The organism is Micromonospora sp. NPDC000663 (assembly GCF_042898105.1).
Taxonomy (GTDB): domain Bacteria; phylum Actinomycetota; class Actinomycetes; order Mycobacteriales; family Micromonosporaceae; genus Micromonospora.
In genome coordinates, this window is record NZ_JBIAYR010000001.1 from 715,676 (window position 1) to 730,735 (window position 15,060).

The 15,060-nt window shown below is 69.7% G+C and carries 15 protein-coding genes and 2 tRNA genes; 10 read left to right on the plus strand and 7 right to left on the minus strand.

Annotated elements, in window-relative coordinates; genetic code table 11:
* Positions 1–38: 38 nt before the first annotated feature.
* Positions 39–114 (plus strand) — tRNA-Lys (locus tag ACFY1S_RS03460).
* A 109-nt stretch (positions 115–223) separates the two neighbouring features.
* On the opposite strand, the gene ACFY1S_RS03465 is transcribed toward ACFY1S_RS03460, so the two are convergent.
* Positions 224–808 carry an alpha/beta hydrolase gene (locus tag ACFY1S_RS03465; RefSeq protein WP_387112445.1) on the minus strand — a complete coding sequence of 195 codons (585 nt, stop codon included), beginning with the start codon at positions 806–808 and terminating at the stop codon, positions 224–226.
* Positions 809–916: 108 nt separating this feature from the next.
* Between ACFY1S_RS03465 and ACFY1S_RS03470 the strand changes: the two genes are divergently transcribed.
* The 8 genes from ACFY1S_RS03470 (at position 917) to ACFY1S_RS03505 (ending at position 8,873) form a co-directional block, all read left to right on the plus strand.
* Positions 917–1,399, plus strand: coding sequence for a CYTH domain-containing protein (locus tag ACFY1S_RS03470; protein ID WP_387112448.1), 483 nt, complete (start codon positions 917–919; stop codon positions 1,397–1,399).
* Between the two features lie 338 nt (positions 1,400–1,737).
* A complete protein-coding gene (locus ACFY1S_RS03475) occupies positions 1,738–2,541 on the plus strand; it encodes a hypothetical protein (protein WP_387112451.1) in 804 nt (267 codons plus the stop codon).
* A complete protein-coding gene (locus ACFY1S_RS03480) occupies positions 2,538–3,287 on the plus strand; it encodes a hypothetical protein (protein WP_387112453.1) in 750 nt (249 codons plus the stop codon). The genes ACFY1S_RS03475 and ACFY1S_RS03480 overlap by 4 nt, the downstream gene beginning before the upstream one ends.
* Positions 3,284–4,528 carry an MFS transporter gene (locus ACFY1S_RS03485; protein ID WP_387112456.1) on the plus strand — a complete coding sequence of 415 codons (1,245 nt, stop codon included), beginning with the start codon at positions 3,284–3,286 and terminating at the stop codon, positions 4,526–4,528. The genes ACFY1S_RS03480 and ACFY1S_RS03485 overlap by 4 nt, the downstream gene beginning before the upstream one ends.
* Complete coding sequence (locus tag ACFY1S_RS03490; protein ID WP_387112459.1) at positions 4,521–5,645, plus strand: insulinase family protein; 1,125 nt, start codon at positions 4,521–4,523, stop codon at positions 5,643–5,645. Before ACFY1S_RS03485 ends, ACFY1S_RS03490 begins: the two co-directional genes overlap by 8 nt.
* Entirely contained in the window at positions 5,642–6,832 is a 1,191-nt protein-coding gene (locus tag ACFY1S_RS03495; RefSeq protein WP_387112462.1) for an insulinase family protein, read from the plus strand. Before ACFY1S_RS03490 ends, ACFY1S_RS03495 begins: the two co-directional genes overlap by 4 nt.
* Positions 6,829–7,845 carry a hypothetical protein gene (locus tag ACFY1S_RS03500; RefSeq protein WP_387112466.1) on the plus strand — a complete coding sequence of 339 codons (1,017 nt, stop codon included), beginning with the start codon at positions 6,829–6,831 and terminating at the stop codon, positions 7,843–7,845. The genes ACFY1S_RS03495 and ACFY1S_RS03500 overlap by 4 nt, the downstream gene beginning before the upstream one ends.
* Positions 7,846–7,901: 56 nt before the next feature.
* Entirely contained in the window at positions 7,902–8,873 is a 972-nt protein-coding gene (locus tag ACFY1S_RS03505; RefSeq protein WP_387114269.1) for a hypothetical protein, read from the plus strand.
* Here the strand turns inward: ACFY1S_RS03505 and ACFY1S_RS03510 are convergent.
* From ACFY1S_RS03510 to ACFY1S_RS03525, 4 genes are all read right to left on the minus strand, one after another.
* On the minus strand, positions 8,755–9,552 hold the full coding sequence (locus ACFY1S_RS03510; RefSeq protein ID WP_387112469.1) for a hypothetical protein: 798 nt from the start codon (positions 9,550–9,552) through the stop codon (positions 8,755–8,757). The two genes, ACFY1S_RS03505 and ACFY1S_RS03510, sit on opposite strands and share 119 nt — an antisense overlap.
* Entirely contained in the window at positions 9,549–10,862 is a 1,314-nt protein-coding gene (locus ACFY1S_RS03515) for a nucleotidyltransferase family protein (protein WP_387112472.1), read from the minus strand. Before ACFY1S_RS03515 ends, ACFY1S_RS03510 begins: the two co-directional genes overlap by 4 nt.
* Positions 10,863–11,206: 344 nt before the next feature.
* Positions 11,207–12,148, minus strand: a complete 942-nt coding sequence (locus ACFY1S_RS03520) for a GlxA family transcriptional regulator (protein ID WP_387112475.1) — start codon at positions 12,146–12,148, stop codon at positions 11,207–11,209.
* Positions 12,149–12,164: 16 nt separating this feature from the next.
* Positions 12,165–12,599: a DUF6010 family protein gene (locus ACFY1S_RS03525; RefSeq protein ID WP_387112478.1), complete on the minus strand. Its 435-nt coding sequence runs from the start codon at positions 12,597–12,599 to the stop codon at positions 12,165–12,167.
* A gap of 219 nt (positions 12,600–12,818) precedes the next feature.
* Here ACFY1S_RS03525 and ACFY1S_RS03530 point away from each other — a divergent pair.
* Positions 12,819–12,894, plus strand: a tRNA-Lys gene (locus tag ACFY1S_RS03530).
* A gap of 198 nt (positions 12,895–13,092) precedes the next feature.
* Here ACFY1S_RS03530 and ACFY1S_RS03535 read toward each other — a convergent pair.
* Complete coding sequence (locus ACFY1S_RS03535) at positions 13,093–13,836, minus strand: SDR family NAD(P)-dependent oxidoreductase (protein ID WP_387112481.1); 744 nt, start codon at positions 13,834–13,836, stop codon at positions 13,093–13,095.
* A 111-nt stretch (positions 13,837–13,947) separates the two neighbouring features.
* Complete coding sequence (locus tag ACFY1S_RS03540) at positions 13,948–14,871, minus strand: AEC family transporter (protein ID WP_387112484.1); 924 nt, start codon at positions 14,869–14,871, stop codon at positions 13,948–13,950.
* Between the last annotated feature and the right edge of the window lie 189 nt (positions 14,872–15,060).

Here is a 15,060-nt window from a genome sequence, read left to right on the forward strand (position 1 = left end):
CTCGACCGGGTGCTAATCTTCTCTCCGTTGCCGATCGAGCGCCGCTAGCTCAACTGGCAGAGCAGCGGACTCTTAATCCGCGGGTTCGGGGTTCGAGTCCCTGGCGGCGCACCAACGAGCAAGGCCCTGACCTGGTGGTTCACACCGGGTCGGGGCCTTTTTCGGGTCCGGCGGTGGTAGGTGGCGTTCGGCGGTCCAGCCGGTCGGCCAGACCGGCGGCAGCTCACGATCGGGATTCCGCCGGCACCTTCCAGATCACCTCGTCGAGGAAGCTCTCCACCGCCCGCCCGATCGTGCCCAGCACCAGTGCCGAGTCGGTGAGAGGACCCGGGACCCACATCCCGTGGTCCGCGTTCTCGACCTCGACCACGTGCGGCGTCAGTCGACGGGCGACCGTACCGTCCCACGCCGGATCGCCCGTGCCCCCGACAAGCATGAACGGTGCGTTGCTCCTGCCGAGCGCCGTCACCACCGGCTCGTGCTGCAGCAGGGGGGTGAGCCAGATCGCCGGAAGCCCGCGCTCCACGGCCACCGGAGCCGCGTGCGACCCCAACGACTTGCCGATGAGCAATGGCACTGCCCCGGGCCGGGCCGCGGCCAGCTTGTCGAGGACCACGTTCACCTGATCGACGACCCATGGCGCCAGGTCGAGACTGGACCGGCCCTTCGGTGGCTGCCATGACAGGGGAAGGACCTGCGCTGCCCGAACGGCGGCGGCGCGACTCGCGTAGGCGAGCACCGGGACGTGTGGACCGAACTGCATGCCGGGAACGACAACGACGAGACGCTGCGATGATGATCGATGCATTGAACGGAGTGTACCGACGTATACGTCGTCAGTGGAGCCCATTTTCGACGAGCGGTACGGGTGACGTCAGGGCTGTGTCCAATGCCGTACCACTGGCAGACTGCGTCGATGGCCGGATCCACGAACATCGAGATCGAACGCAAGTTCCTGTTGGCCTCCGACGCGTGGCGGAGGGAGGTGACCGCAAGCAGGCCGATAACGCAGGTGTACCTCGCCTCGACCGCCGTCTCCCAGGTGCGGTTACGCCGTTACGGTGCAGCGGCGTTCATCACTGTGAAGGGGCGGCGAAAGGGTCTGGCGCGCCCGGAGATCGAAGCCGAAATCCCGCCGGAATTCGTCGACGCGGTGCTCGCCGCGGGTCTCTCCCCGGTTCCACCGCTGGTCAAGGTCCGGCACCTCGTCCCGGTCGGCGCCTTCTGTTTCGAGATCGACGAGTACGGCGGGGACAACGAGGGGTTGGTCACCGCCGAGGTCGAACTGCCGACGGAGGACGCCGATTTCCCCCGCCCTGGCTGGCTCGGCGCGGACGTTTCCGGTGACGTTCGATACGGCAATGTCTATCTGACTCAACGCCCGTACAAGTCCTGGTAGCCGGTGTTTCGTCGCCCCCATCCTACTGCTCAATAGATTGACGGTCGCGGCTCGCTGCATGAGGCTCGGAGTAGGCGCGCGCCACAGGGACGTTCCGACACACCGACGGAGGGGAGGTGCAGGATATGGAGCTTGAGCAGCTTGACGAGGTCATCGAGAACCTCCAGGAGTTGGACGCTACCGAGGACGGCCGGGAGGCACTGGCCGCGGTCCTCATGGAGTTCACTGACGGCTGATCCGTAGCCACGCACCATGACCATGGTCAGGTCGGGGCCGGGCCGACGCGGCATCACGATGCCGGGTCGGCCCGGTCCCCCGCGAAGTGTGGAGAGTCGCCGATGCGGGAGAGCCGTCTCAACTCCCACCACGAGGTGTTCCAGCGGTACGAGGATCTCGCCCAGATGCTCGCGTTTCGCTACGGGTCGGGATCGCAGGGCATCATCTTCGTCCTGTACGACCAACTCATCGCCCTGCGCCGCCTTCTGGCGCAGCAGCCTGGCTCGATCGTGCTGCGGGCCTGGGTCGCGCACCTCGCAGATCGCCTCCGGCAGCGCTACGAGGACGAGTTCCCCGCTGCCGCGATGGGTCATCCGACGGCGGTGGTCCGCACCGATCCGGTAGTGGTGCAGTACTCGCGGGCGGCGTTCGAGGACAAGTACCGGTTGGTGATGGACATCGTCCAGCCGGAGACGATCGAACTGACCGGTCCGGTGCTGCCCGCTCCCGTCCGCGAGGGCCGACCGTACATGTATGTGATCGATGAAGATGGCCGGTTCCTGTTGTGGACCCGGTCCTTCAGCTTCGAGGAACTGGTGTTCGGGCGCAATAAGGCGACGGTCAATGATGTGCCGGTCGGGCATCCGATGCTGGTTCCCGATCGGTTGAGAGCCAGCGCGGCGGGGGAGGTCGTCTTCATCGGCGTTCCCCAGGTGCGCGCCGTGGTGATCAACAACAAATCAGGGCACTTCCGCTTTCCGCCCTCGTCTCGGGAGGTCATCGTGGATTGCTGCCGACGGATCTTCCGCCTTCCGGGCGATGCCGTCGACGTCTTCGTCGTCGGTGGATTCGAATCGCGTCTGGTCGAGCGGACCCTGGTTCTGGCTGACGAGCCGGAGACCGTAACTGGAAAGGTCGAAGTATGACGAGCCCGACGGCGCTGGTGGACTTCGACCCGGGGACCGACGACGTTCCACCCGGGATCGTCATCGGCGTGGAGCAGGAGTACAAGTGGCGTCTCGGCGACGACGGGCTGTTCGGCAACCTGCAGCCGACGCTGGACGACCTGGCCGCCGCGGTGCCGCCGCCGGACGACGCGGTGGAGGAGTCGCGGTTCCAGCACACCCAGTCCACCCTCTACTTCGACGACCGGTGGCAGTTGACCGACCGGCAGATCGCCCTGCGTGCCACGATCAACCCGGGGACGATCAAGCGGGTCTCCTGGCTGGGCGTCAAACAGACCCTCCGGTGGGAGAACGGATGCCGTGACTCGCTCGAGCTGGGCGGGCGCCTGGCGGCGAAGGACATCGGCCGTGAGGTCCGCAACCCGCAGAGCCCGGCGCTGGCGTACGCGCACCGCCTGCTCGGTGTCGCCCTCGAACCAGACGTCTTCGCATCGGTCGTCCAGCACCGCCGCAAGGTCTTCTACCGCACAAGCGTCAACTCGCTGCTCCAGGTGACCTTCGACCGCGCCGAGTTCAAGGCACTACCGGACGGGCAGCCGCAGATCACCTACTGGCTGGAGATCGAGAACAACGGCCGCGAGATGCACGCACGGGCAGCCCTCGAACGATGGGCGACGTCGGTGTCCGAACGCGTCGGCGCCCCACCGGCGACCAGAGCCAAGGCCGAAGTCGCCGCAGAGTTGGCTGGTTGGACCCGCCGCGGATGACGAATCTCGCCAAGAAGCCCGGCCAGAGGCGGCTGCCCACCGACTTCTACCTGGTGCTCAGCAGTCAGGGCGTCTCGCTGATCGGCAGCGAGATGCAACAGATCGCGCTGCCCCTGTGGGTCTACCAGGCCACCGGGGGATCGACCCTGTCGGCCGGTGTGGCCTTTGCCTTCCAGTTCGTGCCGATCGTGTTGCTCGCGCCGTGGGCGGGATACATCGCGGACCGCTTCGACCGGCGGAAGCTCATGATCGTCTGCGAGTTGTCCGCCACCGTGATGGTCGCGATCACGCTGCTCGGGCTCCACTACGGCATCGTGCCCCTGGTCATCCTCACGGCCTCGGTCACCCGGGTCTTCAACGCCGTCACTATGCCGGCCATGCAGGCGATCATCGTCAACACCGTGCCCGAGGAGGACCGCGCCCGCAGTGCCTCACGCAGCACAGCACTGTTCGCGATAGTCCAGATCGCCGCCCCGCTCGCCGGAACCGCGATCGGCGGTACGCTCGGCTTCCAGGTCGTGCTGATCATCGACATCCTGTCGTTCCTGCTCTCGGCTCTCCTCCTGCTGCCGCTGGCGCCCTGCCCGGGTGCACCCGCCCTGCGCAACGCCGTCCGGTCCACCTGGCACGCATTCCGCGACAACGCCAGCACCCTGTTCCGCTGGACACTCGGCACGGAGGCGGTCTTCTTCCTGCTCTGGGGCGCCGACGCGGCACTCGCGCTGCTGATCCTCGGCGACCGTTTCAGCACGGCGACCGCGGGCCTCTTCTCCGCGGCCATGGGTGTCGGCTGGGTGCTCGCCTCGGCGCTGATCCCGGCCCGCTTCAAACAGCAGCCGATCCGCATGATCGCCGCTGGCGCGGCGTGTGGCCCGATCGCGGCCATCGCCTTCGTGGCCCTGGTCCCGTACGGCCTCGCGGCGGCCTTCCTGCCGGGCGTGCTGGTCGGGGTGGGCAATCTCGCGGTGGTCATCGGCGCCACCACGATCTTCCAGAAGGAAGCCGGCGCGGAGGTGGCCGGCCGGCTCTTCGCCGTCCGGCGGGCCGTGCTCAACTCCATGCTCACGGTCTCCTACCTGCTCCTTCCCGGAGTGGCGGCCGCCGGTTTCGGCAAGGGGCCGACCCTGATCCTGTTCTCGATCCTCATGTTCGTCGCCGTGCAGGCGATGGCGTGGTTGACGGTCCGCCGTACCGCCGACGCGACAAGCAGGAAGGAACCGGAGGTGCTGGTTCGTGGTTAACGTCCGTACGACGCGCCGTCGCGAACTGGAACTGCCACACGCGCCGGCCCTCGGCTGGGATCTCCCCGAAGGCCACGCCGACGACCCGCCGGAGGCTGTGGGTCGGGCCGCGCTCGCGGCCCGCTACCTCGCCCACGCCCTGGCTCGGGACCCGGCGACGGCGGGCTGGATGCGCCGCCACCGGCTGACCGAGCACGCCTCCCAGTTCTCCTTCTGGTCTCCGGACGCGCGCGGGGAGCGCCTGGCGGAGGCGGTGTCCCGGATCGACCCGGACCCCGCGTCGGCGTTGCTCCAGTCCCTGGCCGCGGCGCAGCTCACCCAGGCCCGTAACCAGCGCGCCAACCCGGTCGTCACCATGTTCCGGGCGGTGGAGACCGCCGCCTGGGGCGGCTCGCCGCAGGAGGCCCTCGGCGATCAGGACACGCTGGCCAACGCCCGGGGCGCCGAGCTGGGCGACTGCCTGCGGCGCTGCCTGGCCCGAGCCCGACAGGTGGACCCGTCTTCCGGTACGGCGTCGCCCGCTCCGGCGCCCGCCCCAAGCTCCTGGCGGGGTGAGATGGTCCTGGTCGACCGGCCGGGGGAGCAGTGCCGGGTGGTTCTGCAGTTCCGGCTCGCCGAGGTCATCGAGGACTCGGCCTCCGCAGCGGTGCTGGCACAGCTTCTCGACGGTTCCGACGGCCTGCTGTACCGGCGACTGCGGACCGAGGCGGGCCTGGTCTACGGCACCGTCGCCGTCGCGCGGGACGACGGGCGACCGCAGACGCTGACCATCGGCGCCTCTCTCCTGCGGGAACGGCTTCCGGCGACGATCGACGCCATCCGGCGTTGCGTCGCCGAGATCGACGAGGGCGAGTTGCCCGCCGAGGCGCTCGGTGTCGCGGTCGGCCGCGTCGTGGACCGGGTGCTCACGAAGCTGGATGAACCGTTCGGCGCGCTTGACGACCACCGGCGCCAGCTCAACGGGCAGCACTCCGTGGCTGTCGTCGCCGAGAAGGCCTCGGCGGCTCCGGACCGGTTGGCCCACGTGCCGCGCCTGTCGTCCAGGCATCGGCCGGCGGTCGCCTACATCGGTCCGGTGGACGAGACCGTTCCCGAACTGATCGGAAGAATGCGATGAGCCGAAGCACCGTGCTGGAGACCGTGGTCGGTGGCCTGACGGTTGTCGCGGTGCAGGTGCCGTACTTCCGCTCCTGTGTCGGCGTTCTCAGCGTGCCGGTCGGCTACGGTGCTGATCCGGCCGGTCAGGAGGGCACGGCCCACCTGACGGAGCACATTTGCGTGGCGACCGCGGCCAGTCGCGGGCGGGTGCAGATGGCTGCCCGTACGGAAGTCTCCGCCACCCGCTACTCGGCGCGAGCGACACCGGGCTCGTCGGCGGCGCTGATCGCCGCGCTGACCTCGGCCTTCGGCGCCCGGCCGTACCCTGCCGAGCTGCACGAGACCGAACGGCGCGCGGTGCTGACCGAGAACGCGCGAGTGCGCGACCAGCCCCAGTTGCAGATCGCGCCGGCCGTCGCGGCCAGGGTGGCTCCGACGCTCGACCTGGGTCTTCGGGACACCACCACCGAGACCTCGATCGGCGCGGTGACCCCGTCGGACATCGTGGCCTTCCGACAGCGTTGGTACCGGCCGGAGGGGTCGGTGCTCTGTCTGGTGAGCCCGAACGATCCGGACAAGCTGGTCGCCGAGGCCGACGCCGAACTGGCTGCGGTGCCGCCGCCGGCCGACCCGGGGCGGGCACCCGGGCAGCGGGCTCCGGCACAGCCGTTCGACGTCCCCGGCTGGTCCGACTGCTTCATCTGGGCGACCACGACCCCCGCGGTCACCGCCCCGGCCGACCTGCTCGCCCGGCAACTCGCCACCGAGTTGCTGACCGGTCGCGCCGGGCTGCTGGACGAGGAGAGTTCCGCCGTGGGCACCAGGTCGACCGGGTTCGCCACACTTCCCGGCCGGCACGCGGACCTGCTCGTCACCGCGTGGCCGTCGGGGTCGCACCGCGAGGGCCTGGCCGCCGGGCTGCGCGACAAACTTCCGGACGTGTTGTCGAACGGAGGCGGTGCCGCCGCTGTCGGCAGGGCCCGGGCCAGACTGCGAACCAGTGTCGCGTTCGAACAGCAGTCGCCCGGCGGTCTCGCGTCGATGCTGGTGCGGTACGCCCTCGGACAGGGGGCATGGCCGGACGTCCGCGAGATCGATGCGGCGGCGGACGATCGAGTGGTCGAGCTGGCGGTGCGGATGCTCCGTGAGGCCACGTTCTGGCAGATAGCGGATGGCCGACTCGGAGAGGTGGCGGTACAACGATGACCCTGCTCAGTGTCGTGCACGACGAGTGTTCGGCAGCGCTGACCGACCGACTCGTCACGCGTGGTCTCGTCGACGTGGTCACCGTCGGCAACACTGCGGCGCAGAAGGCCTGGGCCGGTTACCCGAGCGCCAAGACGGTCCGGCTGGTCACCGAGGCCAGCGTCACCAGCGGGGAGCGAAAGCTCGCCGACGTGGGCGAGGTGCTGGTGTGGGGCCTGCTCTCCGTACCACGATGGCTTTCCCGCGCCGCGCCCACCGCGGCGTGGTACCAGGTGACCGCCACCTGTCAGGGCGGGATCGTGGTCGCCGACCCCCTGCAGTGGTGCGTGCGGCACGGTCAGACGGACTTTCGGCTGACCCTGCGCCGCCCGGGCACGGACCTGGCGGCGCCACCGGTTACTGTCGAGGTGGTGGTCCGGCTCGGCGGATTGGACTACCTGGACGGCCTCGACGTGGTCGCCGACGACGTGGTGCGGGCCTTGACGGCCGCCCGGTCGACCGAGCCGCAGGCGGCGGACCTGGCGGCGGCACCGGACGGTGCCGAGCCGGCGGAGTCGCTGCCGTTGGACCGGCTCGCGCTGCGCGTCGACTGGTCGGAGCCCGCTGATCGGGTGACCCGGCTGATCCGTTCCGGAATCGGTCGGACGACGCCCGCATGGACGTACCTGAAGCGTTTTCCCGTGTCGGTGGGGGCGGCCGAAGTGGTCGAGGCGCCCCCCTGCGAGCTGGCCGCCGGGACGATCGTCCGCCGCGACGCGACGGGCGTGGTGGTGCAGACCGGTGACGGGATGGTGCGCGTCTCCCAGGTACGCGATGCCGTCGGCGTGCTGCCCACCAAGTCGCTTCGGCCGGGAACACGGTTCGGCATCGACCCCGAGGAGGAGCTCCGGTCGCTGTGGCGCCGGGTCGCCGATCTTGAGCGTACGGTGCAGTGGATCAGCGAGCAGGTGCTGCCGCCGCCCCAGGAGACCAGTCCCGCACAGGTCGCGCATCTGCCGCCAGACCTGACGTGAGCATCCTGTGTGATCTCACCGGACCGGGCCACCTCTGGGAGCGGCCGGAGCTGACGGTGTGGCGCCGCGCCACAGTCAAGGCGCTCGGGCAGGTCGATCCGTCCCTCGGCGCGCCCCTGGAGGGTGACCCGCTGCTCCGGGAGTGCCTCGCGGACCTCCTGCGGGTGCGCTACGAGCGGATCGTCGTCACCGCCGGAGTCCGGGCTGCCGTGGGACCGCTGCTGCGGGATGTGGACGAGGTGCTGGTGGAGCGTCCGACGTTCCGCGGGGTGCTCACGGCGATGCGGCGCGAACGGCTGCGCGTGCGCACCGACACCTGGGAATGGATGATCGATGCGGGCGCCGACAACACCGGCGCCGCCCTGTGGTTCACGGCTCCGTGCCGCAACCCTGATGGCCGTGGGGTCGACGCGCGATTCGTGGCCGCTGTCGGTGCGGCGGCCGAGCGGGGCCGTCGGGTGGTGTGCAACACCGCTTATCGGTGGTTCGCTCCGGTGCCGGACCTGTCGGAGGCCGTGCTCACGGTCGGCACGCTGCACAAGCTCGCGGGACGCGGGGCCCGTCTCGGCTGGGTGATCGCGGCTTCGGGCGACGGTGAGATGGTTCCCGCCCTGGCGGCGTCCGCCCCGTCTCTGCACTGGCAGCGCGCATGGGCGCACTTCCTGATCGATGGCGGCGCGGCCCTGCTCCTGCGACGCCACCAACAGCTGGACGCGGCCCGGGCTGCCTTCTTCGCCGCCCTCGACATGCCGACGGTGGCCAGCGGCCAGGAAGGACCGAACATCCTGATCCCGGTGGCGCTGCCCGAACCCGAGGCTGTGGCGAGGCTCGCCGCAGCCGGAGTTCGGGTATCGCCGGGAAGCGCGTTCCACGCCTGGCAGCCGTCCGTCCGGGTGTGCCTGACGCAGATCAGCCCTGCGGTCGCGGGGCAGGCCGGCGAGCGAGTCGCCGAGGTGCTTGCGGAGGCGCGATCGGCTGACGTGCCCCGCCCTCCAGCATGCGCAGGTGCTGACGCCGGACCAGGTTGAACCGCAGCGCCAGCTGCACCAGGGCGTTCCGTCGACTGTGCGCGACGACGGGTGCCGGCGCTCCCACGATCGAGGAGTAGGCGTCAACGAAGCCCCGGAGCTTCTGCGTGCACAGGTAGTTGAGGTGAAAGTCCACGGCCGCGCTGGTGATCGACCGGTACGCCGGCAACCGGCGTAGCCGCTGTGCGATCTCGGCCGAGGTGGGCAACGTGCTCATGGGACCGTAGCGAAGAGCCGGCTCGCAGAGGGCCACCAGCACTCCGAAGTACTTCGCCCTGTGGTTGAGTGGCGACGCGCCACCGTCCGTCGTTGGCCCGGCCGGTACGCGCGGGGAGTACTCCGCCGTCTGCACGGAGAACGCGACGATGCCGGTGCTGCCGAAGACGAGTACCCGTGCCGACGTGAACGGCACCGGCATCTCCATGCCGGCCGGCACGGACACGAAGTCGTTGCCCGAGGCGTTCTCGACGAGCATCGGGGTTTCGGCTGTCGCGTTCTGGATGGTCCAGTGACCGTCGCCGGCGATCACCCGGCCGAGCAACCCGGCGGCATGCTCGTCCGGGATCACCAGGTCGGCGACCTTCTCGTCGCTGCCGAACACGATGTTCCCGTTCGGGGGCAGCGCTGACCAGCGCTTGTCGGTACCGGTCCAACCAGCGCTCACGCTCACGGCCGTCATTCGCTGGCCTCATGCGTGCCAGCCTTCGGCTCGGCCACGACCAGTTTGCTGCAGAAGAGGTAGTCGACCGTGGGCAGGAAGACGTCGTCGCGGAAGCGCAGCAGGTCGCCATCCTCAACCTCGATCAGTTCGAGGTTCTCGGCGAGCTTCGTGTGTCGTCCCTGCACCGGCACCCGTTCGTGTCGGTTGGCGATCCGCCGGATGAGGGGCTGGGGAGCGAGCCGCACGCAGGTCCAGGGATTCATGTCCGGCAGGCGGTGCGGCTGGCCACCGGAGGTGCGCAGGCGGAACGATCGCGGGCTTCCGTACGCGTGCTCGGCGTTGCGGGCGATGCGTTCGGCCGCCGCGGCGTCGCCCGTCATGCTCTCTGCCACACGCCGGGTGTGTGCGGTGACCAGGCCGGTCCGGCGGATGTCGTCATCCGCGGCGGCCAGCGGCACGTCCTCCGGGGCATCGTCCGTACGGAGCCGGCGCAGCGTCGCCCGCTGGTCGTCGCGCAGGTCACAGACCTCCTGAATGCGGTCGACGACGGTGTTGAGGAAACCCGTCAGACCCGCCTGGCGGAGCGTCTCGACGACGTACCCGAAATCGAGTTGACGGCTGGCGGCCAGGACGACATCGTTGATGGCCTTAGCCTCGATGAAGCAGTCACCGGCGGCATTTCCGATCACGGCGCAGAAATTGTCCTCGTCGGCGAGTGGCGTCCAGACTTCATTTTCGCGGGAACGGGAAAATTCGATGAGGCCGCAGTAGCGGACCGAATAGGGGCCGATGTGAATATCGACATCCACCTGATCCGGCGCAGGGTGCTGCATCCGGAACTGCCCGAGTAGCGTGCCATTCATGTCTCGTTTCAACCACGGCATCTCGCCGGGTTCGTACGTGAAGCCGAGATCCCGCAGCATCGAGGCTATCCGCAGGCCGCTGTCCATGTCCGGCACCCACAGGTCGGCGTCACCGATGTCCCGGCGCTGCCCCGCCGGGTACCACGAGCGCACACCGAGGCCCTTCATGAGGCGTACGGGGAGATTCGAGGTGCGGGACCGAAACGCGGCGACCTGCGCGTCCAGGTCAGTTCCCCGGGTTTCCCTCGGCGCGCCGAGGCGGGCTACCTCCGCGTCGAAGCGCTGCAGCAGAGCGACGTCGCTCTCGGACGCGGTCGCGAGAGCCGCCCCGACGCGTTGACGCGCGATGCGCCGGACCTTGTGCCGAGTGATCATTTCGGCGGCTGCGGTCGGACCGAGTTCTCGTACCGCTTCGAGGCTTTCGCGGAAAGTTGCGCTCGGCTGGAGAATGCCTAGTCCGAGCACGCCACGTAGCACTTTTTCGGATGTCAATGTAGTCCCCCGTAGGCAGTTCGCTTGCCTGGACCTTGACAGAGGTGAATCGGCGCGCGCCTGTGGACCGTTGCTCTGGCGTCGCTGGCGGTTCCCTCTTCGACGTCGAAACCCAACATAACCGCGCTGACGAAATCTATCAACCCATACATCGCGGTAGATTCATCTTTCGTCGTTGCATTGTGGAAGTGAGGTCGGTCACGACGGGGCGATCGCTGGGGACCCGTCCGGCTGCACGCCGCTGACGACCGTCTCCAGGCCACCTTCGGTTGGTCGCCCATCATCCAGACGACCTTGCGGGCGCCCGCGCGTCGTGGTCAGCCGCCGCGGAAGCTCCGCCGATATGCCTGCGGGCTGGTGCCGGTGATCCGCTTGAAGCAGTCCCGGAAGGCGGTGGTGGAGCCGAACCCGACCTGCGTCGCCACCCGGTCGACGGGATGGGCGGTGGTCTCCAGGAGGTGTTGCGCCTGGTGGACGCGGACCCGGTGCAGCCACCGCAGCGGTGTGGTGCCGGTCTGGTCGCGGAAGTGCCGGTTCAGCGTCCGGGTGCTCATGCCGGCGTGGCGCGCGATGTCGGTGAGGGTCAGCTCACGGCTGGCGTTGGCGCGCATCCAGGCCAGCAGCGGCTCCAGGGTCGCACCCTCGGGGGCCGGCGGTTCGTGGGTGATGAACTGCGCCTGCCCGCCCGCGCGTTCCAGCGGCATGACCGACAACCGCGCCGCGTCGGCGGCGACGGCGGCGCCGTGGTCGCGGCGGACCAGGTGCAGGCACAGGTCGAGGCCGGCAGCGGCACCGGCGGAGGTGAGGAACTGGCCGTTGTCCACGTAGAGCACGTTCGGGTCCACCTGGATCCGCGGATGCTGGGCGGCGAGCTGGCCGGTGGCGAGCCAGTGCGTGGTGGCGCGGTGTCCGTCGAGCAGGCCGGTGGCGGCCAGGGTGAACGCGCCGCCGCAGATCGAGGCGATCCGGGCGCCGTTCGCGGCCGCGGCGCGCAGCGCGTCGAGGACCGCCGGAGGTGTCGCGGCGGCGGGGTCGGAGACACCCGGGACGATGACGGTGTCGGCGTCGGCGAGGACGTCCAGGCCCCACGGCACCGCCATGCTGAACGCGCCAGCGGTGACCGTCGGCGTGGCGGCACAGACGAGGACGCGGTAACCGGCGCGGCCGTCGGGCAGGCGGGTGCGCTGGAAGACCTCCATCGGCGTGGCCAGGTCGAACGGGACGACGCTGTCGAGGGCGAGCACGGCCACCGTGTGCATGGCGGAATTCAACCAGTCAGGACCGCGCGGTGACCGGCGGGCGCACATCGGCCGCCCGGCGGGCGACCCGGTCGTACAGGTCTCGGACCGACAGGCCACCCGCGAAGCACCAGAGCGCGATGACCGGATCGCAGAGGGCGCAGCCGAACGACGAGTCGTGCAGCGACGGGATGATCGGGGTGCCGCGCCTGTGGTGCAGGACGTCCCAGAGCGTGTGCAGGAGCCATCCGACGCCGATGAAGGTGTACGAGGTGAGCCCGGCGTAGCCCACCACCAGCAGCAGCGCGCAGAAGGCCAACTCCCACAGCCCGAATCCGCCACCGCTTATGTAGGCGGCCCCGGCGCCTGTGACGACGAGCGCGTTCAGGCGCCGCCGGTGCGGCTCCGGCACGAAAGAGTTGAGCCCGACGTAGACCAGCCCGATCACCACGGGCATGACGTAGCGAAGCACGATCCAGCCCCGTTTCCGTTCTTGTTGAAGCGTGTCGGGAAGGAGCCTAGGAAGGCCTGCAGTCAGCGACGAGAGGCGAAAATGCCAGGATCCGCCGGATTCTCGCCACCGGTGTCCCGGCGGTCCTGCCGGGCAGCCCGCGCGGACGCTGCGGCGAGGGTGTCCCTGTTTCTGGAGCGGCACCCTGGCGTGCTAGCGTCTCGTCCCGTTGCCGATCGAGCGCCGCTAGCTCAACTGGCAGAGCAGCGGACTCTTAATCCGCGGGTTCGGGGTTCGAGTCCCTGGCGGCGCACCAACGATCAAGGCCCGATCCGGTGGTACACACAGGGTCGGGTCTCTTCGTCTCAGCTCGGTTCTCTTCTGCCGCCTTCTCGGCCCCGTACACAGCCTGCGAAAGCATGATCGGGTGGAGGCGTTACGCCTCTGCCGTCTCGCGTACACCTGCGGGCGAGGCGGGCCGCAGGTGTACGCAGGACGGCGGTGGGCCGATCGATCAGATGGTGAAGCCGCCGTCGACGTTGATCGTCGCGCCGGTGATGTAGCGCCCGTCCGGGCTGGCGAGGAACGCCACCGCTGCGGCCACGTCGGCTGGCACCGCGTAGTGGCCGAGGGCGGTTAACCCGTTGATCGTGTCGGCGTTGGGGCCGTCGGCCGGATTCAGTTCGGTGTCCGTGGCCCCCGGGTTCACGAGGTTCACGGTGATTGCTCTGCCACCGAGTTCGCGTCCGAGCGCCTTCGTCAGACCGATCAGGGCGGTCTTACTCATCGCGTACAGCGAGAAGCCCGGGAAGACCGCCCGCTCCGCGACGTTGCTGCCGATGTTGATGATCCGCCCACCGGCGGACATGTGGCGCGCCGCGGCCTGCGACGCGACGAACGGTGCCCGGACATTGACCGCGACGGTCTGGTCGAACTCGTCGAGGCTCAAGTGCTCCAGCGGGCCGAGGAGGAACGCGCCGGCGTTGTTGACCAGGATGTCCAATCGACCCAGTTCACCTGCGGCCCGGTCCACCGCGTCGACCACTGCCGCCGGGTCGGCACTGTCGGCCTGCACGGCTATCGCCCGCCGGCCCGCGGCCTTGATCTGGTCCACGACGTCGTTGGCGCGTTGCTGGTTCTGCTGGAACGACAGGGCCACGTCGGCGCCCTCCTCGGCCAGGCGCAGGGCGACTGCGGCGCCGATGCCACGACCACCACCGGTAACGAGGGCCACCTTGCCATCAAGTGCGTTGTTCATGACACAGAGCCTGGTCGACCAGGGCCGGACAGTCTGGCGGTGATCGGACGCCGCGTTCGCGTGACTGGTACGTGCGGCCTGAGGTGTCCGGTGGCGACCGGGCCCAGAGGCCTACCCGAGCAGCGCCGCCGCCCCCGCCACTGTGGCCAGCGACAGCGTCGTGGTGACCACCACCGCCCGGTTGGCCACCTCCTCGCCGACGCCGTACTCCTGGCCGTAGATGAACGTGTTCTGCGCTGTCGGCAGGCCCGCGCACACCACCACGGCGAGTAACTGGGGAGCGGACAGGTGCAGGGCCAGTCCGGCCGCGTACGCGATGACCGGTTGCGCGACGAGCTTCAGCGCGGTGATCACGGCCAGCTCGGTGGGGTCTGTCGGTTGTGCCCGCGACGGCGCGGTGCGGTGCAGCGACGCGCCGAGCGCGACCAGGGCGGCCGGGACCGCGGCGCCCGACAGCAGGGTGAGTGACGCGCCCACCGCCGACGGCGGGTGCACGCCGGCAGCGGAGCACGCGACACCGAGCAGCGACGCCAGGATCACCGGGTTGCGTACCGGTAGGGAGGCGATACGGCGGACCCGTACCCGCCCGGTCGGGTCGCTGTGCCGGTCCAGGGCGACCAGGATCACGGGCGTCACCACAAGCACCTGGAGCAGCACCACCTCCGCCAGGAACGACACGTCGCCGAGGATCTGAGTGGCGATCGGGATGCCGAGGTTCGCCGAGTTCACGTACCCGGCTGCCATGCCCCAGATCGGTCGTTCGCCGGGCGTGCGGCTGAACAGCCGGCTCGCGCCGGCCCACCCGACCGCGACGACCGCGGCGGTGCTCACCGCGAAGGCGAGCAGCGGGCGGCCGGCGAACCCGGAGAGCGGCATCCGGGACAGGGCCAGGAACAGGGCGGCGGGCATCGCGAGGTGGAACACGAACCGGCCGAGCACCGACGCCGCCGTCTCGCCCAGCAGGCCCCAACGACAGGCCGCGTAGCCGAGGGCGGTGAGGATCCAGATCGGAACGAACGCCGACACCAGGCTCATCCGGTGGTCACCGCCGGACCGCCGGAGGTCGTCCAGATGTACGTCGGTTCGGCACCCACGCGGTGAGCCTGGCATCCCGGCGTGCACAGCGGGACGTCAGGGCCGGGACGGCGACGTGCGGCGGATCGGGGGGTACGCCCCGACCGCAGGTGACGGGTCTGGTCCGTACGGGCGGCGGGGTCTAGGTTC

Bases quoted from the DNA above. Each gene is read 5' to 3' on its own strand.
- ACFY1S_RS03495 (WP_387112462.1), top strand. From the start codon at position 5,642: ATGAGCCGAAGCACCGTGCTGGAGACCGTGGTCGGTGGCCTGACGGTT.
- ACFY1S_RS03470 (WP_387112448.1), top strand. From the start codon at position 917: ATGGCCGGATCCACGAACATCGAGATCGAACGCAAGTTCCTGTTGGCC.
- ACFY1S_RS03520 (WP_387112475.1), bottom strand. From the start codon at position 12,148: ATGCACACGGTGGCCGTGCTCGCCCTCGACAGCGTCGTCCCGTTCGAC.
- ACFY1S_RS03480 (WP_387112453.1), top strand. From the start codon at position 2,538: ATGACGAGCCCGACGGCGCTGGTGGACTTCGACCCGGGGACCGACGAC.
- ACFY1S_RS03485 (WP_387112456.1), top strand. From the start codon at position 3,284: ATGACGAATCTCGCCAAGAAGCCCGGCCAGAGGCGGCTGCCCACCGAC.
- ACFY1S_RS03535 (WP_387112481.1), bottom strand. From the start codon at position 13,836: ATGAACAACGCACTTGATGGCAAGGTGGCCCTCGTTACCGGTGGTGGT.
- ACFY1S_RS03500 (WP_387112466.1), top strand. From the start codon at position 6,829: ATGACCCTGCTCAGTGTCGTGCACGACGAGTGTTCGGCAGCGCTGACC.
- ACFY1S_RS03510 (WP_387112469.1), bottom strand. From the start codon at position 9,552: ATGACGGCCGTGAGCGTGAGCGCTGGTTGGACCGGTACCGACAAGCGC.
- ACFY1S_RS03540 (WP_387112484.1), bottom strand. From the start codon at position 14,871: ATGAGCCTGGTGTCGGCGTTCGTTCCGATCTGGATCCTCACCGCCCTC.
- ACFY1S_RS03465 (WP_387112445.1), bottom strand. From the start codon at position 808: ATGCATCGATCATCATCGCAGCGTCTCGTCGTTGTCGTTCCCGGCATG.
- ACFY1S_RS03475 (WP_387112451.1), top strand. From the start codon at position 1,738: ATGCGGGAGAGCCGTCTCAACTCCCACCACGAGGTGTTCCAGCGGTAC.